Annotated in this window: 17 protein-coding genes; 10 read left to right on the top strand and 7 right to left on the bottom strand. The window is 52.8% G+C overall.

What is annotated here, in order from left to right; translation table 11 throughout:
• Window positions 1–4: 4 nt before the first annotated feature.
• The 3 genes from ACOTX2_RS20855 to hha are packed head-to-tail and all read left to right on the top strand — an operon-like array spanning window position 5 to window position 3964.
• Window positions 5–2590 (top strand): fimbria/pilus outer membrane usher protein, encoded by a 2586-nt coding sequence (locus tag ACOTX2_RS20855; protein WP_022647180.1) that lies wholly within the window; start codon window positions 5–7, stop codon window positions 2588–2590.
• A 35-nt stretch (window positions 2591–2625) separates the two neighbouring features.
• Window positions 2626–3711: a fimbrial protein gene (locus tag ACOTX2_RS20860; protein ID WP_157843486.1), complete on the top strand. Its 1086-nt coding sequence runs from the start codon at window positions 2626–2628 to the stop codon at window positions 3709–3711.
• 49 nt (window positions 3712–3760) lie between these two features.
• A complete protein-coding gene (gene hha, locus ACOTX2_RS20865) occupies window positions 3761–3964 on the top strand; it encodes a hemolysin expression modulator Hha (RefSeq protein WP_022647182.1) in 204 nt (67 codons plus the stop codon).
• 366 nt (window positions 3965–4330) lie between these two features.
• Here the strand turns inward: hha and ACOTX2_RS20870 are convergent, their stop codons facing one another.
• The 5 genes from ACOTX2_RS20870 to ACOTX2_RS20890 all read right to left on the bottom strand — a co-directional run bounded on the left by ACOTX2_RS20870 (window position 4331) and on the right by ACOTX2_RS20890 (window position 8718).
• Entirely contained in the window at window positions 4331–4825 is a 495-nt protein-coding gene (locus ACOTX2_RS20870; protein ID WP_022647183.1) for a DUF523 domain-containing protein, read from the bottom strand.
• A gap of 169 nt (window positions 4826–4994) precedes the next feature.
• Entirely contained in the window at window positions 4995–5741 is a 747-nt protein-coding gene (locus ACOTX2_RS20875) for an SAM-dependent methyltransferase (RefSeq protein WP_063148325.1), read from the bottom strand.
• A gap of 10 nt (window positions 5742–5751) precedes the next feature.
• Window positions 5752–6009: a YjhX family toxin gene (locus ACOTX2_RS20880; RefSeq protein WP_048966038.1), complete on the bottom strand. Its 258-nt coding sequence runs from the start codon at window positions 6007–6009 to the stop codon at window positions 5752–5754.
• Between the two features lie 259 nt (window positions 6010–6268).
• Window positions 6269–8206 (bottom strand): putative bifunctional diguanylate cyclase/phosphodiesterase, encoded by a 1938-nt coding sequence (locus ACOTX2_RS20885; protein WP_022647186.1) that lies wholly within the window; start codon window positions 8204–8206, stop codon window positions 6269–6271.
• Window positions 8207–8223: 17 nt separating this feature from the next.
• Window positions 8224–8718, bottom strand: a complete 495-nt coding sequence (locus ACOTX2_RS20890; protein WP_022647187.1) for a molybdopterin-dependent oxidoreductase — start codon at window positions 8716–8718, stop codon at window positions 8224–8226.
• Window positions 8719–8899: 181 nt separating this feature from the next.
• Between ACOTX2_RS20890 and ACOTX2_RS20895 the strand changes: the two genes are divergently transcribed.
• The gene (locus tag ACOTX2_RS20895) at window positions 8900–9409 is read left to right on the top strand and encodes a hypothetical protein (protein WP_063148326.1); all 510 of its coding nucleotides are present in this window, start codon (window positions 8900–8902) and stop codon (window positions 9407–9409) included.
• Window positions 9410–9431: 22 nt separating this feature from the next.
• Here the strand turns inward: ACOTX2_RS20895 and ACOTX2_RS20900 are convergent, their stop codons facing one another.
• Entirely contained in the window at window positions 9432–11216 is a 1785-nt protein-coding gene (locus ACOTX2_RS20900; RefSeq protein ID WP_048966040.1) for a diguanylate cyclase, read from the bottom strand.
• A gap of 114 nt (window positions 11217–11330) precedes the next feature.
• Window positions 11331–12440 (bottom strand): AI-2E family transporter, encoded by a 1110-nt coding sequence (locus tag ACOTX2_RS20905; protein ID WP_100148674.1) that lies wholly within the window; start codon window positions 12438–12440, stop codon window positions 11331–11333.
• A gap of 158 nt (window positions 12441–12598) precedes the next feature.
• Between ACOTX2_RS20905 and mmuP the strand changes: the two genes are divergently transcribed.
• The 6 genes from mmuP to tauD all read left to right on the top strand — a co-directional run bounded on the left by mmuP (window position 12599) and on the right by tauD (window position 18553).
• Window positions 12599–13999, top strand: a complete 1401-nt coding sequence (gene mmuP, locus ACOTX2_RS20910) for an S-methylmethionine permease (RefSeq protein WP_023305550.1) — start codon at window positions 12599–12601, stop codon at window positions 13997–13999.
• On the top strand, window positions 13986–14918 hold the full coding sequence (gene mmuM / locus ACOTX2_RS20915; protein WP_063148328.1) for a homocysteine S-methyltransferase: 933 nt from the start codon (window positions 13986–13988) through the stop codon (window positions 14916–14918). Before mmuP ends, mmuM begins: the two co-directional genes overlap by 14 nt.
• A gap of 222 nt (window positions 14919–15140) precedes the next feature.
• Window positions 15141–16103 carry a taurine ABC transporter substrate-binding protein gene (gene tauA / locus ACOTX2_RS20920; RefSeq protein WP_032624781.1) on the top strand — a complete coding sequence of 321 codons (963 nt, stop codon included), beginning with the start codon at window positions 15141–15143 and terminating at the stop codon, window positions 16101–16103.
• Between the two features lie 10 nt (window positions 16104–16113).
• Window positions 16114–16881, top strand: coding sequence for a taurine ABC transporter ATP-binding subunit (tauB, locus tag ACOTX2_RS20925; RefSeq protein ID WP_022647194.1), 768 nt, complete (start codon window positions 16114–16116; stop codon window positions 16879–16881).
• Complete coding sequence (tauC, locus tag ACOTX2_RS20930; RefSeq protein ID WP_046620593.1) at window positions 16878–17705, top strand: taurine ABC transporter permease TauC; 828 nt, start codon at window positions 16878–16880, stop codon at window positions 17703–17705. The genes tauB and tauC overlap by 4 nt, the downstream gene beginning before the upstream one ends.
• Window positions 17702–18553 (top strand): taurine dioxygenase, encoded by an 852-nt coding sequence (tauD, locus tag ACOTX2_RS20935; RefSeq protein WP_022647196.1) that lies wholly within the window; start codon window positions 17702–17704, stop codon window positions 18551–18553. The genes tauC and tauD overlap by 4 nt, the downstream gene beginning before the upstream one ends.
• Window positions 18554–18575: the final 22 nt, after the last annotated feature.

Consider the following 18575-nt stretch of genomic DNA (forward strand, 5'->3'; position numbering starts at 1 on the left):
TAACGTGAAAAACCATAATAAATATTTCCGCAAGAGCTTTCTTGCAGCAGCTGTTGCGGGTTTTTGCAGTATATCGCATTCAACTGAAGCAATGGAATACACAGGAGCGCAGCCTGAGAATCCTCTGTCAGAAGTGATACCTGACCCCGGGACCGGGGACGTTGAATTTATCAGTGATGTACTGATGTTACAAAACAATCAACCCGTCGATATCAGCCGCTTTTCAAAGCGCGGTTTTCTTTTACCCGGGAAATATTATGCCTCTATTCGGGTAAATGGGAGTGAAGTAGGGAATGAAAATATCGAGATTAAAACCCGGGCGGATAACTCTGGTTATGTCTGTATAACGCCGGAATTACTGAAAGCGATCCCTCTGGCCTGGGAAAGAATCAATGAGACCGACACAGTGCGACAGCCAAATTCTGATGGCTGCACCGAGATCTTATCTGGCATCCCGAATGCCAGGGTCGAATTCGATGCCGGTGAGCAGGTACTGGATATTACGTTGCCGCAAAAATATGTCCATCGCTCTGCGCGTGGTTTCGTGAACCCGGAACTCTGGGATAGCGGTATACCAGCAGCATTTCTCAGCTATGGCCTCAACGCCTGGACAAGTCAGTCCAGTCATTACGATTATAAATCGTTGTTTGCCTCGCTAAATACCGGATTTAATCTTGGTGCATGGTATTTCCGTCATAATGGCTCTTATTCCTGGTCAGATGACGGGAAAAAGGATTATCAGTCTCTGAACTCGTATGCGCAGCGGGATATTCCGTTCATTAAAGGCCGCTTACTTGTCGGCCAGTCTAATACTACAGGCAGGGTTTTTGACTCACTGCCCTTTTCCGGTATGCAAATTGCCAGTGATGAGCGCATGTATCCGGCTTCGCTGCGGGGTTATGCACCTGAAATCAGGGGGATGGCCAGAACGAATGCGAAAGTCACTGTACGCCAGAACAGCGCCATTATTTACGAAACTACCGTGTCCCCGGGTGAATTCGTCATTAACGATCTTTATCCGACAGGATTTGGTGGTGACCTGACAGTGACCGTCCGGGAGGCAGATGGCAATGAAAACTTTTTTCTGGTCCCATATACCGCGATGCCCCAGCTCATTAGACCGGGGTCGTACCGCTATTCCTTTACGGCGGGTAAATTACGCCAGCTCAACCTTAGAGATAAACCAGAGTTTTATGAGGCAACCTGGCAGCACGGCCTGACAAATTACCTGACGGGCTATACTGGCTGGCAACAAAGCGACGGTTATTATGCTGCTCAGGCAGGTATGGCATTAGGAACGCAGGCCGGGGCGATTTCTCTGGATATCACCCAGTCGCACGCTTCTTTCGCGGGCAACCCGAACGGTCAGGAGTATAGCCATAAAACGTCATCCGGACAGAGCTACAGACTCAGCTATTCAAAATTAATCCCCCGGACGGGTACCAATCTGACGCTGGCAACCTATCGTTTTTCAACTCAGGGCTATTACGATCTGGCAACAGCCATGATGACAAAAGATCTGCTGGCGCGTGGTTACGCTGAACAGCGTCTGAAACGTTCCAAAAGCCGCTATACCCTGACTGCCAGTCAGTCTCTTCCAGCAGGTCTGGGACAGTTCTATTCAAGTGCGTCATTACAGAATTACTGGAACAGTAAGGATACCGATAAACAATTCCAGGTCGGTTACAGTAATAGCTGGAATTCAGTCACTTACGGATTGAATGTCAACCGGACATACACCTGGTACGGCAAAAGCGATACCAGCTGGCTTCTGTCCCTCAGCTTCCCTCTCGGTACTGCCGGAGATACACACGTTCCATCCGCGCGTCTGGAAACAGGGCGCAACAATGATGGTTCATGGTCTGAGGCGGCCTCCCTGTCCGGAACTGCCGGCGAAGACAACCAGTACAACTATGGGGTAACAGCCCGCAATACCAGCGGCGCAACCGGCAGCAGCTTGTATGTTAACGGGCAGTGGCGGACACCATATACGTACCTTAATGGCAGCAGCAGCGTTGGTAATCATTACCAGAGCCAGTCATTTGGTGCGAATGGGTCCGTGATCCTGCATTCCGGTGGCGCAACGCTCAGCCCTTACACCTCAGATACCTGGGCGTTGATTGAAGCCAGAGGAGCCGAAGGTGCCCGGGTTTCCTCTTACCCTGGTATCCGCATTGATAATGCCGGTTATGCCGCAGTGCCTTATCTGAATGCGTATGAACTGAATGAAGTGGCCATCGATCCAAAGGATGCGACAAACAATGTCGGTTTTGAGAGCACGTCACGTAAGGTAGCCCCCTACGCCGGTGCCATTGTAAAGGTTCAATATCATACGCAGACAGGGGTCCCCGTACTGATTTCTGCCCGATGGAAAGGAGAACCAGCCCCCTTCGGCGCGGATATCAACAATGAGAAAGGTAATTATATTGCGACCGTCGGCCAGGCCGGGCAGATATTTGTTCGCCTTGAGCCAGGCACTCATATTCTCAAACTGAAGGCCGGTCATCAGGGTGAATGTAAAATGAAAGTCATCGTTTCCGAAGAAGATTCAGCAATTAATATGAAGAAAGAGGTCCTGGAATGTTACTGAATGCGGTAGGGTTTCTGTCACGCAGTAGCATGAGAATGCTACTTGCTATTTTATTTTTCATCATGGTGAATTTCCCATTGGCAGCATTGGCAGCCCCTGTTTGCGATAATGCCAATATTGGGCACAAGGAGCTAGTATTGCGTGGAAGTAGTATTTCGCCTGGTGTGGACTTGTCATCTATCACCATAGTATCAGGTGGTGGTTTTGGCCCGGATGATATTGCAGGTCCACCTCCTACCAATTATCAATGTCACACAACCAGTGGAGACAATGAAGATTATCTTTTAGAGATTTTTCTTGAGCCATTGAGTTCATATGGTAGTTCTTATTATTTAAATTTTGGGGTGTCAGGGATTTACAGTAGTGTCGTTGCAATAAATGCTCCAGCATTTGGGATCGGATTCACTCCAGGTCCATTTTCCCGACCTGGTATGGGGATGACTACGGTTCGTACAGTATTTTTTAACAAAAGCGGTAGTATTGATACTGGCTTATTTGGTGGTATTTATTATATATCATTAGTTAATGGCTCTCTGTTACAGCCAGGAGTTTTATCGGGGAGTGACCTGCCCACCTTCGGCATATACGGCATGATTTTTAAGAATGATGGAACAGTCTATGACGGAAAGAAAATATTGATGGGGTCTTTATCTTTTAGCGGTTCAGTAAATATTATTCCGTTTACATGCCAGACACCTGATGTTGTCGTGCCAATGGGAAAATACAAGACGACAGATTTTACCGGCGTGGGAAGTACCAGTCAGTGGGTGGATTTCAATATTGAATTAGATAACTGCCCGGGGAATTATCCAGGATATTATCAGGCTAAAAACCAAATGAGTTTATTGATTAATCCCGTTTATGGCAATCCGACCCCTGATTCATTCAGTCTCAAATCAGGTACTGGCAGCGCAACGGGGATAGATATGCAGGTCAGAAAGCAAAATGATACCAGCATGATAACAATGGGAACAGGTTTTGACCCCCTGGGCCCCGTCACCGGAAATACAGGCGTTAAGCAATTACGCATCCCTCTGCAGGCCAGATATATACAGTCAGGCGGGCAGGTGACTCCTGGTTTGGCGGAGTCAGCGCTAACGTTCACAATAAATTATTATTAGTATGATAAATAATAATTTTTCTCTCATCCATTGAAATTAAAGAGTCGATATGACCAGGCAGGAATGGCTTTTGCAACTAAGACGATGTACTTCAAAAGATACGTTAGAAAAAGTGATAGATAAAAACACATATTCTCTTTCCAGTGATGAGCTGGAAACATTTAATTCAGCGGTTGATCATCGACTGGCCGAACTGACAATGGGGAAACTTTACGACAAGGTACCTCCGGAAGTGTGGAAATTTGTGAAATAAAATGCGGGCGTGGCAGGTAGCACAGCGCCTGCGTGACGTTATGTTATGTCAAACCTGACGGCTGGAAGAAGAGTAACCTTTTCGTCGTCAGGTGGGCTGAATGCTCCATGCACGTTAAATTTTATGACGTTATTGGCCATCCGCAGATAATCACTAGAAAGGTAACAGGATGGCTGAGATGATCATATTTTTAGCAATTTTCATGTGTCTATCCCTGATCTCATCGACATTTCCGCGCTAACGTTTCACCAAATCGATTGCTGCTTAAAATTAATGAGATTCAGAAAGGTTTTGTGAAGCGTGTTTTTCTCAAAAAATGACATAAACGGATTAAGTGAGTTTTGTCCGTAGCTATTTAAAAAGAACTCACTTTTCTTTTTCATCAATCCAGGCAATCAGATCGGCGAGCCTCTTCTCAGAAAATACGGCTATACCATGTTTGGAGAGTAGCGATGCAGCGACACCCATTCCTGACTTACGCTGGCCGCTGAATGAACCGTCATAGATAAATTGACTACCGCATGTTGGGCTGTCGTCGGTTAATAGCGCCGCGGTACAATCTGACTCCTGAGCGGTACGAAGCGCTAATCTGGCGGCGAGCTGATATTGTTCAGTGACATCCTGCCCATTAATTTCAATTATTCTGACCTGCGCCAGCAATGTATCTTTAATTTCAGCAGAAATAATTTCAGCCGGAGGACGGGGCACTGATAAACCGGCGGCCAGTTCTGGACAGAAGATCACAAGGCGTCCTTCTTTCTGCCAGCGCTGCAACTGATCTGACATCTGTGCTTTCTCGCTTCCGTCATAACGTACTTTTAGTCCCGTCAGGCATGCACTTACCAGTATTTTATTGATCATCGTTATCTAATATGACGTAACCCGTATAGCTGTATGTTAACACATTACTTGTATATATCTGTCTCTTATCGGGGGAATGCTGCGCTGTATCTTTAGACTGATTGAGAAAAAGCATGATCGTAAACGCCGAATGGCGGTATACCCCCAAGGCTATACCGCCAGCGCCATATTATCGCGCCATTAACGCAAACACCCCCCAGCCAAAGTACTCCCGCGAGTACGTCACATGACGTTCAGGCGCTATCGTCAGCTCCGCCCGAACCTCCTGCGCGAAGTCATCTTCTGGGTTTTCCTCCAGCCAGCGACGCATGGTCATCCATTTTGCGGCTTCGTACCTGTCCCAGCCTTCCTGGTCTGCCAGCACCATTTCAACCAGGTCATAGCCCTGTTGATCGAAAGACGCAACCAGACCGGGCAGAGTGAGAAAGTCTGCAATCGACGAGACGCCGCACGCCTGGGCTGTCTCCTCCGTCGCGGGTACCTGACGCCAGTACGGTTCGCCAATGAGCATTATTCCCCCGGGCTTGAGGCTTTTTGCCAGCAGATCCATCGTCCCGGCTACGCCACCCGCAATCCAGGTTGCGCCAACGCAGGCCGCCACGTCACATTTTTCATTCGCGACATAGCCAGCCGCGTCGTTATGAATGAAATGGACGCGTTCGCTGACGCCGAGTTCCTCTGCGCGCCGCGTGGCCTGCGCGGTGAAGAGCGGGCTCATGTCGATGCCGGTACCGGTGATACCGTAATCACGTGCCCAGGTGCAAAGCATCTCTCCCGAGCCGCTGCCAAGATCGAGAATGCGTGTGCCTCGCTTCATGCGTAACACGCGGCCCAGCGTCGCGTACTTCTCTGGTGTAAAGGGGTTGTGAATGCGGTGTTCGCTTTCGCTAACAGTAAAAATACGTGGGATATCCATCATCCTCTCCTTAACGATTATCAGGCTGCGCGCGAACGTTGTTCAGCCCGGTAGTGTTAATGCGGTAGGGCTGACCGTTAACGGATTTGATCAGCTTTTTGGTTTTGAGCTTTTTGAAAACGGCGAGCGTGCAGTCAGCCAGCAGTAGCCCTTCGCGGCTATAGCATTCAACGGCGGTGACGCGGCCAGACGCATCGCGGACGTGCACAATACGGCCACCTTTGGCGAGAACGTGTAAGGTACGTTGTTCCTGACGGGATAAATTCATACTGAAGAACCTGTTTAATCATCATGTGCAAAACGTGCAAACACACAGCGGTGTCCGCATTCGATTTCGGCGCATTGATAATCAGTCCGGCCTGGAAAGGTCGGTAAGCTGATTATCGGATGATTACATTCTCCAGCATCAAAGCCTCGGGTTGAGTTGAAAGGTATTTACGGGGTGAATGATAACACCTGATTTTTATAAGTGAATACCCAGGGGTGAAAAACGTGATCCCGATTGGCATCGGGTTGAGGAGAGGGAATCATTCCAGGCCGCTCTTAATTTTGCTGTCGACCTGAGGCTGTGGTTTGCTGAAAAGATATCCCTGCACAAGCTCACAACCCAGAGCCTGAAGCCGCTCAAGCTGCTCTTCGGTCTCAACGCCCTCGGCTATAACGCCCATATTAAGGCTCTTAGCCATACCGGTAATAAGCTTCACAATATTAAGCGCATCTTCTTGTGTAGATATCGGATTGACAAAAGATTTATCGATCTTGATTTTATCAAAATTCAGTTCGCTGAGTCTGGAGAGCGACGAATAACCCGTGCCAAAATCATCAATGGAAATTCTTACGCCCAGTGCGCGGAGTTTTTTCAGAATCGCAATGGGGTTATTTCTGTCACTAAAGAGGGATGACTCTGTGACCTCTAACTCAAGACGGTTAGCCGGGAGCCCGGTCTCAGCCAGAACGGTCTGCACCGTATTAATAAATGATTTGCTGCCTAATTGAACAGGCGAGACGTTTACGGAGATCCTGGCCGGAACAGCCCAGGAGACCGCTTCCCTACAGGCCAGTTTAAGTACGGTTTTACCTATCTCGTTGATCATGCCTGTTTTTTCAGCGGCGAAAATAAAGCTATCCGGGGAAAGCATTCCCTTTACAGGATGCATCCAGCGAATAAGCGCTTCATAGCCGTAAATTTCCTTGCTGACGGAATTCACAATAGGCTGGTAATAAACAATAAACTCATTGTTTTCAATCGCCCTTGCCATATCATTTTCAAGCGTTCTGCTCTCCTGTAACTTCTGAAGCATTCGCTGACGGAAAACTTTAATCTGCTGTGAGCCTGCCTTTTTGGCTTCATAGAGCGCCAGATCGGCGAACTTATAAAGATAATCAGCACGTCGTTCATTATCTGATAAAACAATACCCACGCAGGTGGCAATTTTTATGAGCTGGTTATTAATCGTATAGGGTTTACTGATATTCTCGCTGATCTCTCTAGCGCGCAAAACGGCTTCGCTTTCGTTTAACCCGCTGGCTAAAAAAGCAAACTCGTCTCCGCCTAAACGGTAAAATCTGTCTGAAATATTGCTCATGGCGGTCAATCGCCTGGATACCTGACGTAACAGTAAATCGCCAGCATCATGACCATAGGTATCGTTGACCTCTTTGAATCGGTCTAAATCAAATAACATTACCGTAACGGGAACATGATTTTCTTCGGCCTCAAGATTGAGTTTGCTGAGCTCATCCCAGAAGTACAGACGGTTTTTCATGCCAGTGAGGGAATCATGGTAAACGTCATACTCTAGTTTTGAATTCTGAATCTGTAGGGTCTCCTTGGATAACTGGAGTTCTTCTGCAAGACTTTCAACCTGCCTGTGCGCTTTAAGGATGTTTTTATTTTGATAGATCGTTAAAAAACCCAGGATAATACTCAGAATGATCAGCAGTAAAGAGAGGGCTGAGTAAATATAATACAGGATCTGTATTTTATGGTTGCTACTGTTAATCGTGCTAATGTCTTTCGTTAACGCGCTTGATGAAAGCTGACTGAGTGGAGCATCCAGCAAATGCATGGTATGAAGGTATGTTTTTACATCCGAATGGCTCATTTTTTCGAGGTTAGCATCCAGATACGTAAGGATTTTATCAAGGCTTAACGCGAGGTCATGATGTGCCTGAACGTTTTTAATGTAATGTCCTAAATCCCCCTCCTTAAACAGATCATTCTGGCTTAGCATAATTTCCAGCCGCATCCGGACCTGGTCTATCGTAACGTCATCGGAATCGGTTGCGTACAGACCAAGCCATGATTCAAAGCGGTAATATTCGGATACCAGTTGGGCGACAGACCATGACTCCGTGTAATGAGTCAGTTTTTGGAGCTCCTGCTGTCGATCGTAAACAAGAAAAGCAATATATCCAGTCGTGATAAAAAGAGAAAAAATGATACCAACCAGTATCCTGTTCATTATGTTCTCCTGAACTGCTATTCAATCTTCATTTTGCTGACCTGCCATGCCGATCGCGAATAATATATCTGATTATTTAATTCAGGAAGACTGTCGTAGGGATATACAATGAATGCCGGACCTTTATCTCGGATGCGCATATATTCACCATTAACCTTCAAAGCGAGTATGGCATTATATTTTTTAAAGTCGCTGAGCGGAATGGCTGTCGCGTAATCATTAAGCGCTATAACATTGACCACGTTACCCTTTGCGCCAATATAATCCATGAGTTTGCTCATTGGAACACCCTCAAACTTTGTGCGGCCATTATACCAGGGGGATGATGTCTGGAAGCTCACCATACCGAGTTTTTCAAGGCTGGCGATATCAAACACGGCTTTTCCACTTTCATTCGTGTTCTCGATATTACCGTAAATCGTTAAAATGGGTTTACCAGCAGGTTTTGGCAACTCACCAGCCAGGGTGACGCTTTGCACTAAAAAGCAGCACAGCATTAGGATTAATCGCATTTCAGCCTCCACGTTTTAACATAAGTATAAGAATTATAATTTAGTTATCCTACTAGTTTATATATTTTATCTCTCCCCACGTTATCCATCATAATCAGGATGTAAAAACGCCGTCAGTCGGCAGCCACCCGAGCGATGCTTAACCTTCTTACCGCAGACGCATGACAAGGAACCGTCCATCATGAAAAAAGATAGCTATGCCTTTTTAATTCCACTCATCGTTGGCGGGTTAGCGTTGATATTTGGCTTTGTTGTCTGGTCAATCGAGATTTATCGCGTGACATTTCTTACGGCCCTGGGGGAACAGTATCTTGCGGCTGTCACATTGCTGCTGCCGCTGGTGGCGATAGTGATGTTCGCCGCGAAGAGGGCGTTTAAAGACAAAACCCTTGTTGACGTTGTCAAACTTTACCTCGGCCTCATCATCTTCAGCCTGCCGGTTGCCATTTTCGTCATCTTTACCGCGGCCTGGCTACTGAACGGAGAATACTCTGCCTGGAGCCAACATTACCGGTATGAATCCGGCAGCAGAAATAGCTGTTCGGGGGCGGAAGTCTATGAGCCGGAACTCAAGAGAGAGATCCGCATCTGTTATCCTCAGGGATATTATTTAATCGATGGCACCCTGTACGTGGAAAAGCGGAGTAATTCGCTGGGTATGGTGGTGCTTTGGGCGATCGCGCGATCCTGAACCTCAGGCTCGAATAACCCCTTTAGCCCGCCTCCAGCATCCCAAAGCTGACAATCCGCGAGCGGCCCAGCTCTTTCGCCCGGTACAACGCGACGTCCGCCGCGCGCAGCAGATTATCGCTCTGGGCGTGCTGCGGATAGCTGGCGATCCCGATCGACACATCCACCGGGCCAATCTCCGAAAGCCCGTAGCGCAGCGAAAGCGCATGCACGCCGTTGTAGATCTCCGTTGCAGCGGCGTGCGCTGCTTCCTCATCTGCACCGGTAAGAAGCACCAAAAACTCTTCCCCCCCATAGCGGAAGGCCAGCCCGCTATCGTGTACCGCCCGTTGAATAATGGCTGCCACGCTTTTGATCACCAGATCGCCGGCCTCATGACCAAAGCGGTCATTAATGCTCTTGAAGTGATCGATATCGATCATCAGGCAGCTTACCGGCTCCTCGTTACGCACGGCCTGCTTCATTTGAGTACGTAACGTATCTTCCAGATGGTGGCGGTTACGCAGCCCCGTCAAGGGATCGAACAGGGCTTTTTCCAGCAGCGCATCGCGCAGCCGCTGGTTGGCCAGCGCCAGTCCCAGCGCCTCGGCCATCAGTTCCAGATAGGCGCGGGACGGCGCGGTTTCAGGCGTGATGTTCTGGAATGAGAGCAATCCAATCGCCTCGCCCTGAGCAATCAGGGGAACGCACAGCGATTGCTGCGCCTGTGATTCGGGCAGATGATAACAGCCGATATCCGGCTCGCCGTTCACTGGCGGATGGCTTTGACCACGCCGGACGGCCCAGCATTCGTCAGGATGGAACGGCTTTTTATCCCCTTCTGGCGATAGCCATTCGGCCGTACAGCGCATCTGCCACGGCTCGCGTTCCAGAATATACAGGCGCCCTGAAACCCCCGGCGCAATATTGGGTGCAAACAGCTCCGCCACATTCATCACGTCGGCAAAGTTTTCACAGCCCTGCAACCGCTGGGTCATTCGCGCCAGCAGTTCGCGGATGGCCCAGTCAGCATCGCGCTCTTTTTCCAGCCGCTGCCTTGCCAGCCCGTTCTCACGGAAGATGCGGATGGCCTGCGCCATATCACCGATTTCATCAACCTGGGTAAAGTTCGGCGTTTCGACGGCGTAATCCTGCGATGCAAGACGATGAACAACATCACTCAGACGCACCACCGGGCGGAGTACGCGGCGCTTGAGGATGAAAACCATCACAAACAGGAAGAGCAGGGCGGTCAGGCCGACCATCACCTCAGAGGCCGTTCGAAGCGTTTTGGACGTTTTGGTTGCGGCCTGCACGTCGGCAATAATGCGCTTGTCCAGCAGCATGCGAAAGCGTTCGATAGTGTTGTGTGCCCGTTCGAGTTCCAGCTCATAGCTCTTACCAAACAGCAGCGAAACGGCCTGCTGTTCCTCGCCACGGGCGATGCCGTCAATGGCTGCCTGCTGTTCATCCTGGAGATCGTCTACAATTTTCAGTCCGTCGTACAGCAGCGCCAGCTCTTCGCCCGATGCCCCCGTATTTTTGAGCTGTCGCAGCGTGTGTTCGATATTCTTCAGCTCGGCTTCTTTCGCCTGATATTTCTCAAGCACCTCGGGCTCTTTTTGGATGACGTAAAGCCGCGCCAGATCGGAGAGCATCCAGGTGTCTGTCTCGATCTCCTCCGTCAGCTGATCGAAGACCTGGCGTTGTTTAACGGCTTCACGTTCGATGTTATCGGCGTGGGAAGCCATCAGCATGACGATGCCGGAGGCAATGGTCAGGCACACCGTGACACCATAAGCCCAGTTCGTGATCGTGGCGATTCGCACCTGTTGGATCCTTCTACGACAAATGTGGAAGAGCGTTCATTTCAGATTATAGAAAACCTCTGATTTATCGTGAAAAAAAAGGCGGCACAGGGCCGCCTCACAGAACGCCTTTCTTTATAGATCCGGAGAATTTCTCCCCTCTTCGATAAAGTCTGCGTCCAGCTCCTCGGCGTTGCCTGCGTGATCGCGGCCGGAGAAGAGGTTCCAGCAGGCGATGAACAGAGCGGCAATCAGCGGCCCAATCACAAAGCCGTTAATGCCATACAGCTCCATACTGCCGAGCGTGGTGATCAGTATCAGGTAGTCCGGCATTTTGGTGTCTTTGCCCACCAGCAGCGGACGCAACAGGTTGTCCACCAGCCCGACGATAATGACGAAGAAGCCCACAATGAACAGACCCTGCCACAGCTGGTGAGTGGCAAACAGGAAGATGGCGGCGGGAACCCAGACGATGGCCGACCCAACGGCAGGCACCAGGGAGAGAAATGCCATCAGTGCGCCCCACAATACGCTGCCGTCAATACCGACAATAGCAAAGGCGATACCACCGAGCGTGCCCTGAACCACCGCCACGACCGCCGTGCCTTTTACCGTGGCGCGCGACACGCCGACAAACTTAGCGAACAGGTGCTGTTTGACGAAGTCAGACAGCGGTAGCGAGTCGAGGATCTGGCGCACCAGATACGGCCCGTCTTTCAGCAAGAAAAACAGCAGATACAGCATAATGCCAAAGCTGATGGCAAAGCCGAACGTCCCTTTCCCAATCAGGAACGCGCTGCCCGCCAGATACTGCCCGCCCTGTAACGCGACATCGGAGAGTTTTTTCTGGATCTGCGCGGCGTTGGTCAGGTTGTGATCCGCCAGGAAGCCGCTGGCCCAGTCCGGCAGGCGGTTGAAGATACCGGCGATCACTTTCGGGAACTGCGTGTTGTTCTGTTGCAGCCTGGTATAAACCATGTTCAGTTCCACCGCGAGCGAGGAAAGGATCACCATCAACGGAATAAACACGATCAGGCAGATAATGCCGAGTGTGAGGAGTGAAGCCAGCCCGTTGCGATCGCCCAGCGCGGTACGCAGTTTGTTTTTCACCGGGTTGAAAATGATGGTCAGGATCGCGGCCCACAGAATCGCCGAGAAATAGGGAGACAGCACGTCAAAGAAGGCCCAGGTTACAAGGGCCAGGATGAGAATAAAGAAACCTTTGGTCAGTCCGTTAAATCGCATAGTGAGTCCTGGTGAAGAAGAAACTGTGTCGACTATAGAACTGATTTAAGGATTTACCAATAATTGCGCTGAAGTCGCGCCGGGTGGCTTTTTGTTAACAATCGCGGTATAACACTCCTTCTTTGGATGTTTAGATGTCCATACGTTTAGAAGGTAACATGCAAACACAACAAGAAAACGGGCAACTTAAGCGCACCATGAAAACCCGCCACCTGATTATGCTCTCGCTGGGTGGCGTTATCGGCACAGGGTTATTCTTCAATACCGGATATATCATCTCGACAACCGGCGCGGCGGGCACGCTGCTGGCATATCTTATCGGTGCGCTGGTGGTCTGGCTGGTCATGCAATGTCTGGGCGAACTTTCCGTGGCGATGCCGGAAACCGGCGCGTTTCACGTCTATGCCGCCCGCTATCTCGGCCCGGCGACGGGGTATACCGTGGCGTGGCTCTACTGGCTTACGTGGACAGTGGCGCTGGGATCGAGCTTTACCGCGGCCGGGTTCTGCATGCAGTACTGGTTCCCACAGGTTCCCGTCTGGACGTGGTGCGTTGTCTTTTGCGCTGTGATTTTTGGTCTTAACGTGATTTCCACGCGCTTTTTCGCGGAAGGGGAATTCTGGTTCTCGCTGGTCAAGGTTATCACCATCGTCGCCTTTATTATTCTCGGCGGCGCGGCCATCTTTGGCTTTATCCCGATGGCGGACGGCTCTGCCGCGCCGGGACTAAGCAACATTACCGCCGAAGGCTGGTTCCCGCACGGTGGCCTGCCGATCCTGATGACCATGGTGGCGGTCAACTTTGCCTTCTCAGGAACGGAGCTTATCGGCATCGCGGCAGGGGAAACGGAAAACCCACACAAGGTTATTCCGGTTGCTATTCGCACCACCATCGCCCGGCTCATCATCTTCTTTATTGGCACCGTGTTTGTGCTGGCGGCGCTGATCCCCATGCAGCAGGCTGGCGTGGAGAAAAGTCCGTTTGTGCTGGTGTTTGAAAAGGTCGGCATTCCGTATGCGGCGGATATCTTTAACTTCGTGATCCTGACGGCGATCCTCTCGGCGGCGAACTCGGGCCTGTACGCCTCTGGCCGTATGCTGTGGTCTCTGTCTAACGAGAAAACGCTGCCGCGCTGCTTTGCCCGCGTCAACAAAAACGGTGTGCCGCTGACGGCGCTCTCCGTTTCCATGCTGGGTGGCGTGCTGGCGCTGTTCTCCAGCGTGGTCGCGCCGGATACGGTGTTTGTGGCCCTGTCAGCCATTTCCGGTTTTGCGGTGGTGGCGGTGTGGATCAGCATCTGCGCGTCACACTTCGTGTTTCGTCGCCGTCACGTGCAGTCCGGGCAGCCACTTTCGGCGTTGCAGTATCGCGCGCCATGGTATCCGCTGGTGCCCGTGCTTGGCTTTATCCTCTGTCTGGTGGCCTGCGTCGGCCTGTGGTTTGACCCCAGCCAGCGTATTGCCCTTTATTGCGGGCTTCCGTTTGTCGCCCTGTGTTATGGTGCGTACTACCTGACCCGAAACCTGACCACGCAGGAGCCTGAACATGTCGCAGAATAATCCGCTTACCGCCCTCCTTGAAAACCAGCCGTTTGTCGTGCTGGATGGGGCGATGGCAACGGAGCTGGAAGCGCGCGGTTGTAACCTTGCCGACAGTCTCTGGTCGGCCAAAGTGCTGATGGAAAATCCGGAGCTGATCCGCGACGTACACCTCGACTACTACCGCGCGGGTGCACAGGTGGCGATCACCGCCAGCTATCAGGCGACACCCGCAGGCTTTGCCGCTCGCGGGCTGGACGAGTCGCAATCCCGGACGCTGATCGGCAAAAGCGTAGAGCTGGCACGCAAAGCGCGCGAAGCGTACCTGGCAGAGAATGCGCAGGCGGGCACGCTGCTGGTGGCGGGATCTGTGGGCCCTTACGGCGCGTATCTGGCCGATGGTTCCGAGTATCGCGGCGATTATGTGCGTAGCGCTGAAGAATTTACCGCCTTCCACAGCCCGCGTGTAGAGGCGCTGTTGGATGCGGGCGCGGACCTCCTGGCCTGTGAAACGCTGCCTTCGTTCACTGAGATTAAGGCGCTGGCGGCGTTGCTGACGGCATATCCGCGCGCCCGGGCATGGTTCTCATTTACCCTGCGTGACAGTGAGCACCTGAGCGACGGAACGCCGCTGCGGGATGTTGTTTCTGCGCTGGAAAGCTACCCGCAGGTTGTCGCGCTGGGGATTAACTGTATCGCGCTGGAAAACACCACGGCGGCGCTGACGCATCTGCACAGCCTGACGTCGCTGCCCCTGGTGGTCTATCCGAACTCCGGCGAGCATTACGATGCGGTGAGTAAAACCTGGCATCACCACGGTGAAACGTGCGTGACGCTGGCGGGGTATTTACCGCAGTGGCTGGAAGCAGGCGCGAAGCTGATTGGCGGCTGCTGTCGGACCACGCCGCAGGATATTGCTGCGCTGACGGTTCAGCGCTGAGGCCTTTGCCGGGCGGCGGTTGCGCCTTAACCGGCCTACAAATTGCACGAACCGTAGGCCGGGTAAGCGCAGCGCCACCCTGCGAAACAACCGCACAAAATTCACTATCCTTTCCCGCTTTTTTTCTAAAAACGAATCGTCATTAGCGATTCTTTTTTATTCCTTTATCAAAAATCCCACGCCGGAAATACTGCCCTTATAACAACAAGGGGAGCAGACGGTATGGCAATTTCATCGCGAATCACGTTACTTGGTGCACTGGCGCTGTGGGCATTTCAGGCGCAGGCGGTGGACGTCACCGTGGCGTATCAGACTTCCGCGGAACCGGCGAAAGTCGCGCAGGCGGATAACACCTTCGCCAAAGCGAGCGGGGCGAACGTCGACTGGCGCAAGTTCGACAGCGGCGCGGCAATTGTGCGGGCGTTAGCCTCGGGCGACGTGCAGATTGGCAACCTGGGTTCCAGCCCGCTGGCCGTTGCCGCCAGCCAGCAGGTGCCGATTGAAGTCTTCCTGCTGGCATCGCAGCTCGGAAATTCCGAAGCGCTGGTGGTGAAGAAAAGCATCACGAAACCCGAAGATTTGATTGGCAAACGCATCGCGGTGCCGTTTATCTCCACCACGCATTACAGCCTGCTGGCAGCGCTGAAACACTGGGGCATTAAGCCGGGCCAGGTGCAGATCATCAACCTGCAACCTCCAGCGATTATTGCCGCCTGGCAGCGTGGCGACATTGACGGAGCATACGTCTGGGCGCCCGCCGTCAACGAGCTGGAAAAAGACGGCACCGTGCTGACCGACTCCGAAAAAGTGGGGCAATGGGGGGCGCCAACACTTGATGTCTGGGTCGTTCGTAAGGACTTTGCCGAAAAACACCCTGAAGTGGTGAAAGCCTTCGCCAAAAGCGCCATCGACGCCCAGCAGCCTTACATCAGCAACCCGGATGAATGGCTGAAACAGCCCGCCAACCTGGAGAAGCTCTCACGTCTGAGCGGTGTGCCGGAAGCTGACGTGCCGGGGCTGGTGAAAGGCAACACCTATCTGACACCTGCGCAGCAGGTCCAGCAGCTGAACGGGCCGGTGAGCAAAGCGATTGTCGACACTGCGACGTTCCTGAAAGAGCAGGGCAAAGTGCCTGCGGTGGCAGCGGATTACAGCCGGTTCGTGACCGACCGCTTTGTGAAATAAGGGGGCTGCGATGCTGAACATTACAAACCTGTCTGCCGATTACGGCGGCAAACCCGCCCTGAAAGAGATCAACCTGACGCTGGACAGCGGTGAACTGCTGGTCGTACTGGGGCCGTCCGGCTGCGGGAAAACGACGCTGCTGAACCTGATCGCCGGGTTTGTACCGTATCAGCACGGCACGATCCAACTCGAAGGAAAACGGGTAACGGGGCCGGGCGCAGAGCGCGGCGTGGTCTTCCAGAACGAAGGGCTACTTCCGTGGCGAAACGTGCAGGAAAACGTTGCGTTTGGTCTGCAACTGGCCGGCGTAGCGCGTGAACAGCGTCTGAATACGGCGCGCGACATGTTGAAAAAGGTCGGGCTGGAGGGGGCTGAAAAACGCTTTATCTGGCAGCTTTCAGGCGGGCAGCGTCAGCGCGTCGGGATTGCCCGTGCGCTGGCGGCTAACCCTCAGCTGCTGTTGCTGGACGAACCTTTCGGGGCGCTGGATGCCTTTACCCGTGAGCAGATGCAAACCCTGCTGCTGCGCCTGTGGCACGAAACCGGCAAGCAGGTGCTGTTAATCACCCACGATATCGAAGAGGCCGTGTTTATGGCGACGGAGCTGGTGCTGCTCTCACCGGGACCGGGACGCGTGCTGGAGCGTCTGCCGCTTGAGTTTGCCCGGCGCTATGTGGCGGGAGAGCCAGTACGCAGCATCAAATCAGACCCGCTATTTATCGAAAAACGGGAATACATCCTGAGCCGTGTGTTTGAACAGCGGGAGGCGTTCTCATGAGCATTGTCTTCAGTGAAAAAACGCGGCGGACGCGCCGTGCCTTACGCTGGCCGTTCTCTCGCCAGCTCACCTTAAGCGTCAGCACGCTGGTGGTGTTGCTGGCGGTATGGTGGGCGGTTGCCGCGCAGCAGTGGATCAGCCCGCTGTTTCTGCCCCCGCCAGGCCAGGTTCTGGAAAAACTGATCGCCATCGCCGGACCGCAGGGCTTTATGGATGCCACCCTCTGGCAGCATTTAGGCGCCAGTCTGACGCGTATTCTGGTGGCGCTGCTGGCGGCGGTCATTATTGGCGTTCCGGTGGGGATTGCGATGGGACTGAGCCCGACGGTGCGCGGCATTCTCGACCCGCTGATAGAGCTTTACCGTCCCGTACCGCCGCTGGCTTATCTGCCCCTGATGGTGATCTGGTTTGGCATCGGCGAGACGTCAAAGATCTTACTGATATATCTGGCTATTTTTGCGCCGGTAGCAATGTCGGCCCTGGCTGGCGTAAAGAGTGCGCAGCAGGTACGCATACGTGCGGCGCAGTCGCTCGGCGCCAGCCGCGCGCAGGTACTGCTGTTCGTCATTTTACCAGGTGCGCTGCCGGAGATATTGACCGGGTTGCGCATCGGCCTTGGGGTGGGCTGGTCAACGCTGGTGGCGGCAGAGCTGATTGCCGCCACGCGCGGCCTTGGGTTTATGGTGCAGTCGGCGGGAGAGTTCCTGGCGACTGACGTGGTACTGGCAGGGATCGGGGTCATCGCCGCGATCGCCTTTGGATTAGAACTGGGACTGCGCACGCTACAGCGTCGCCTGACGCCCTGGCATGGAGAAATACAATGAGTGAACGTCTGACGATTATCCCGCTGGGGCCGTACATTGGCGCGCAGGTGTCGGGCCTGGACGTAACCCGTCCGCTGAGCGATAACCAGTTTGAGCAGCTGTACCACGCGGTGCTGCGCCATCAGGTGGTGTTCCTGCGCGATCAGGCCATCACCCCGCAACAGCAGCGCGCGCTGGCCCTGCGTTTTGGCGACCTGCATATCCACCCGGTCTACCCGCATGCGGAAGGGGTGGAGGAAATTATCGTGCTGGACACTCATAACGATAACCCGCCCGATAATGACAACTGGCATACGGATGTTACCTTTATCGACACACCGCCAGCCGGGGCGATTCTGGCAGCAAAACTACTGCCAGAGACCGGCGGCGATACGCTGTGGGCGAGCGGCATTGCGGCGTTTGAGGCGCTCTCCGCGCCGTTCCAGACCTTGCTAAGTGGCCTGCGGGCGGAGCATGATTTTAAAAAATCGTTCCAGGAGTATAAGTACCGTAAAACGGAAGAGGAGCACCAGCGCTGGCTGGATGCGGTCGCAAAACATCCGCCGCTGTTGCACCCGGTGGTGCGTACCCATCCGGTGACCGGCAAGCAGGCGCTGTTTGTGAACGAAGGGTTTACCTCGCGCATTGTGGACGTAACGGAAAAAGAGAGCGAGGCGCTGCTCAGCTTCCTGTTTGCGCATATCACGAAACCGGAGTTTCAGGTGCGCTGGCGCTGGCAGGAGAACGATCTGGCGATCTGGGATAACCGCGTCACGCAGCATTACGCCAATGCGGATTACCTGCCGCAGCGAAGGATTATGCAGCGGGCGACGATTTTGGGGGATAAGCCGTTCTACCGTGCGGTTTGAGCCCCCTCACCCTAACCCTCTC

The organism is Enterobacter cloacae complex sp. IR5412 (assembly GCF_049237385.1).
Classification (GTDB): Bacteria; Pseudomonadota; Gammaproteobacteria; order Enterobacterales; family Enterobacteriaceae; genus Enterobacter; species Enterobacter intestinihominis.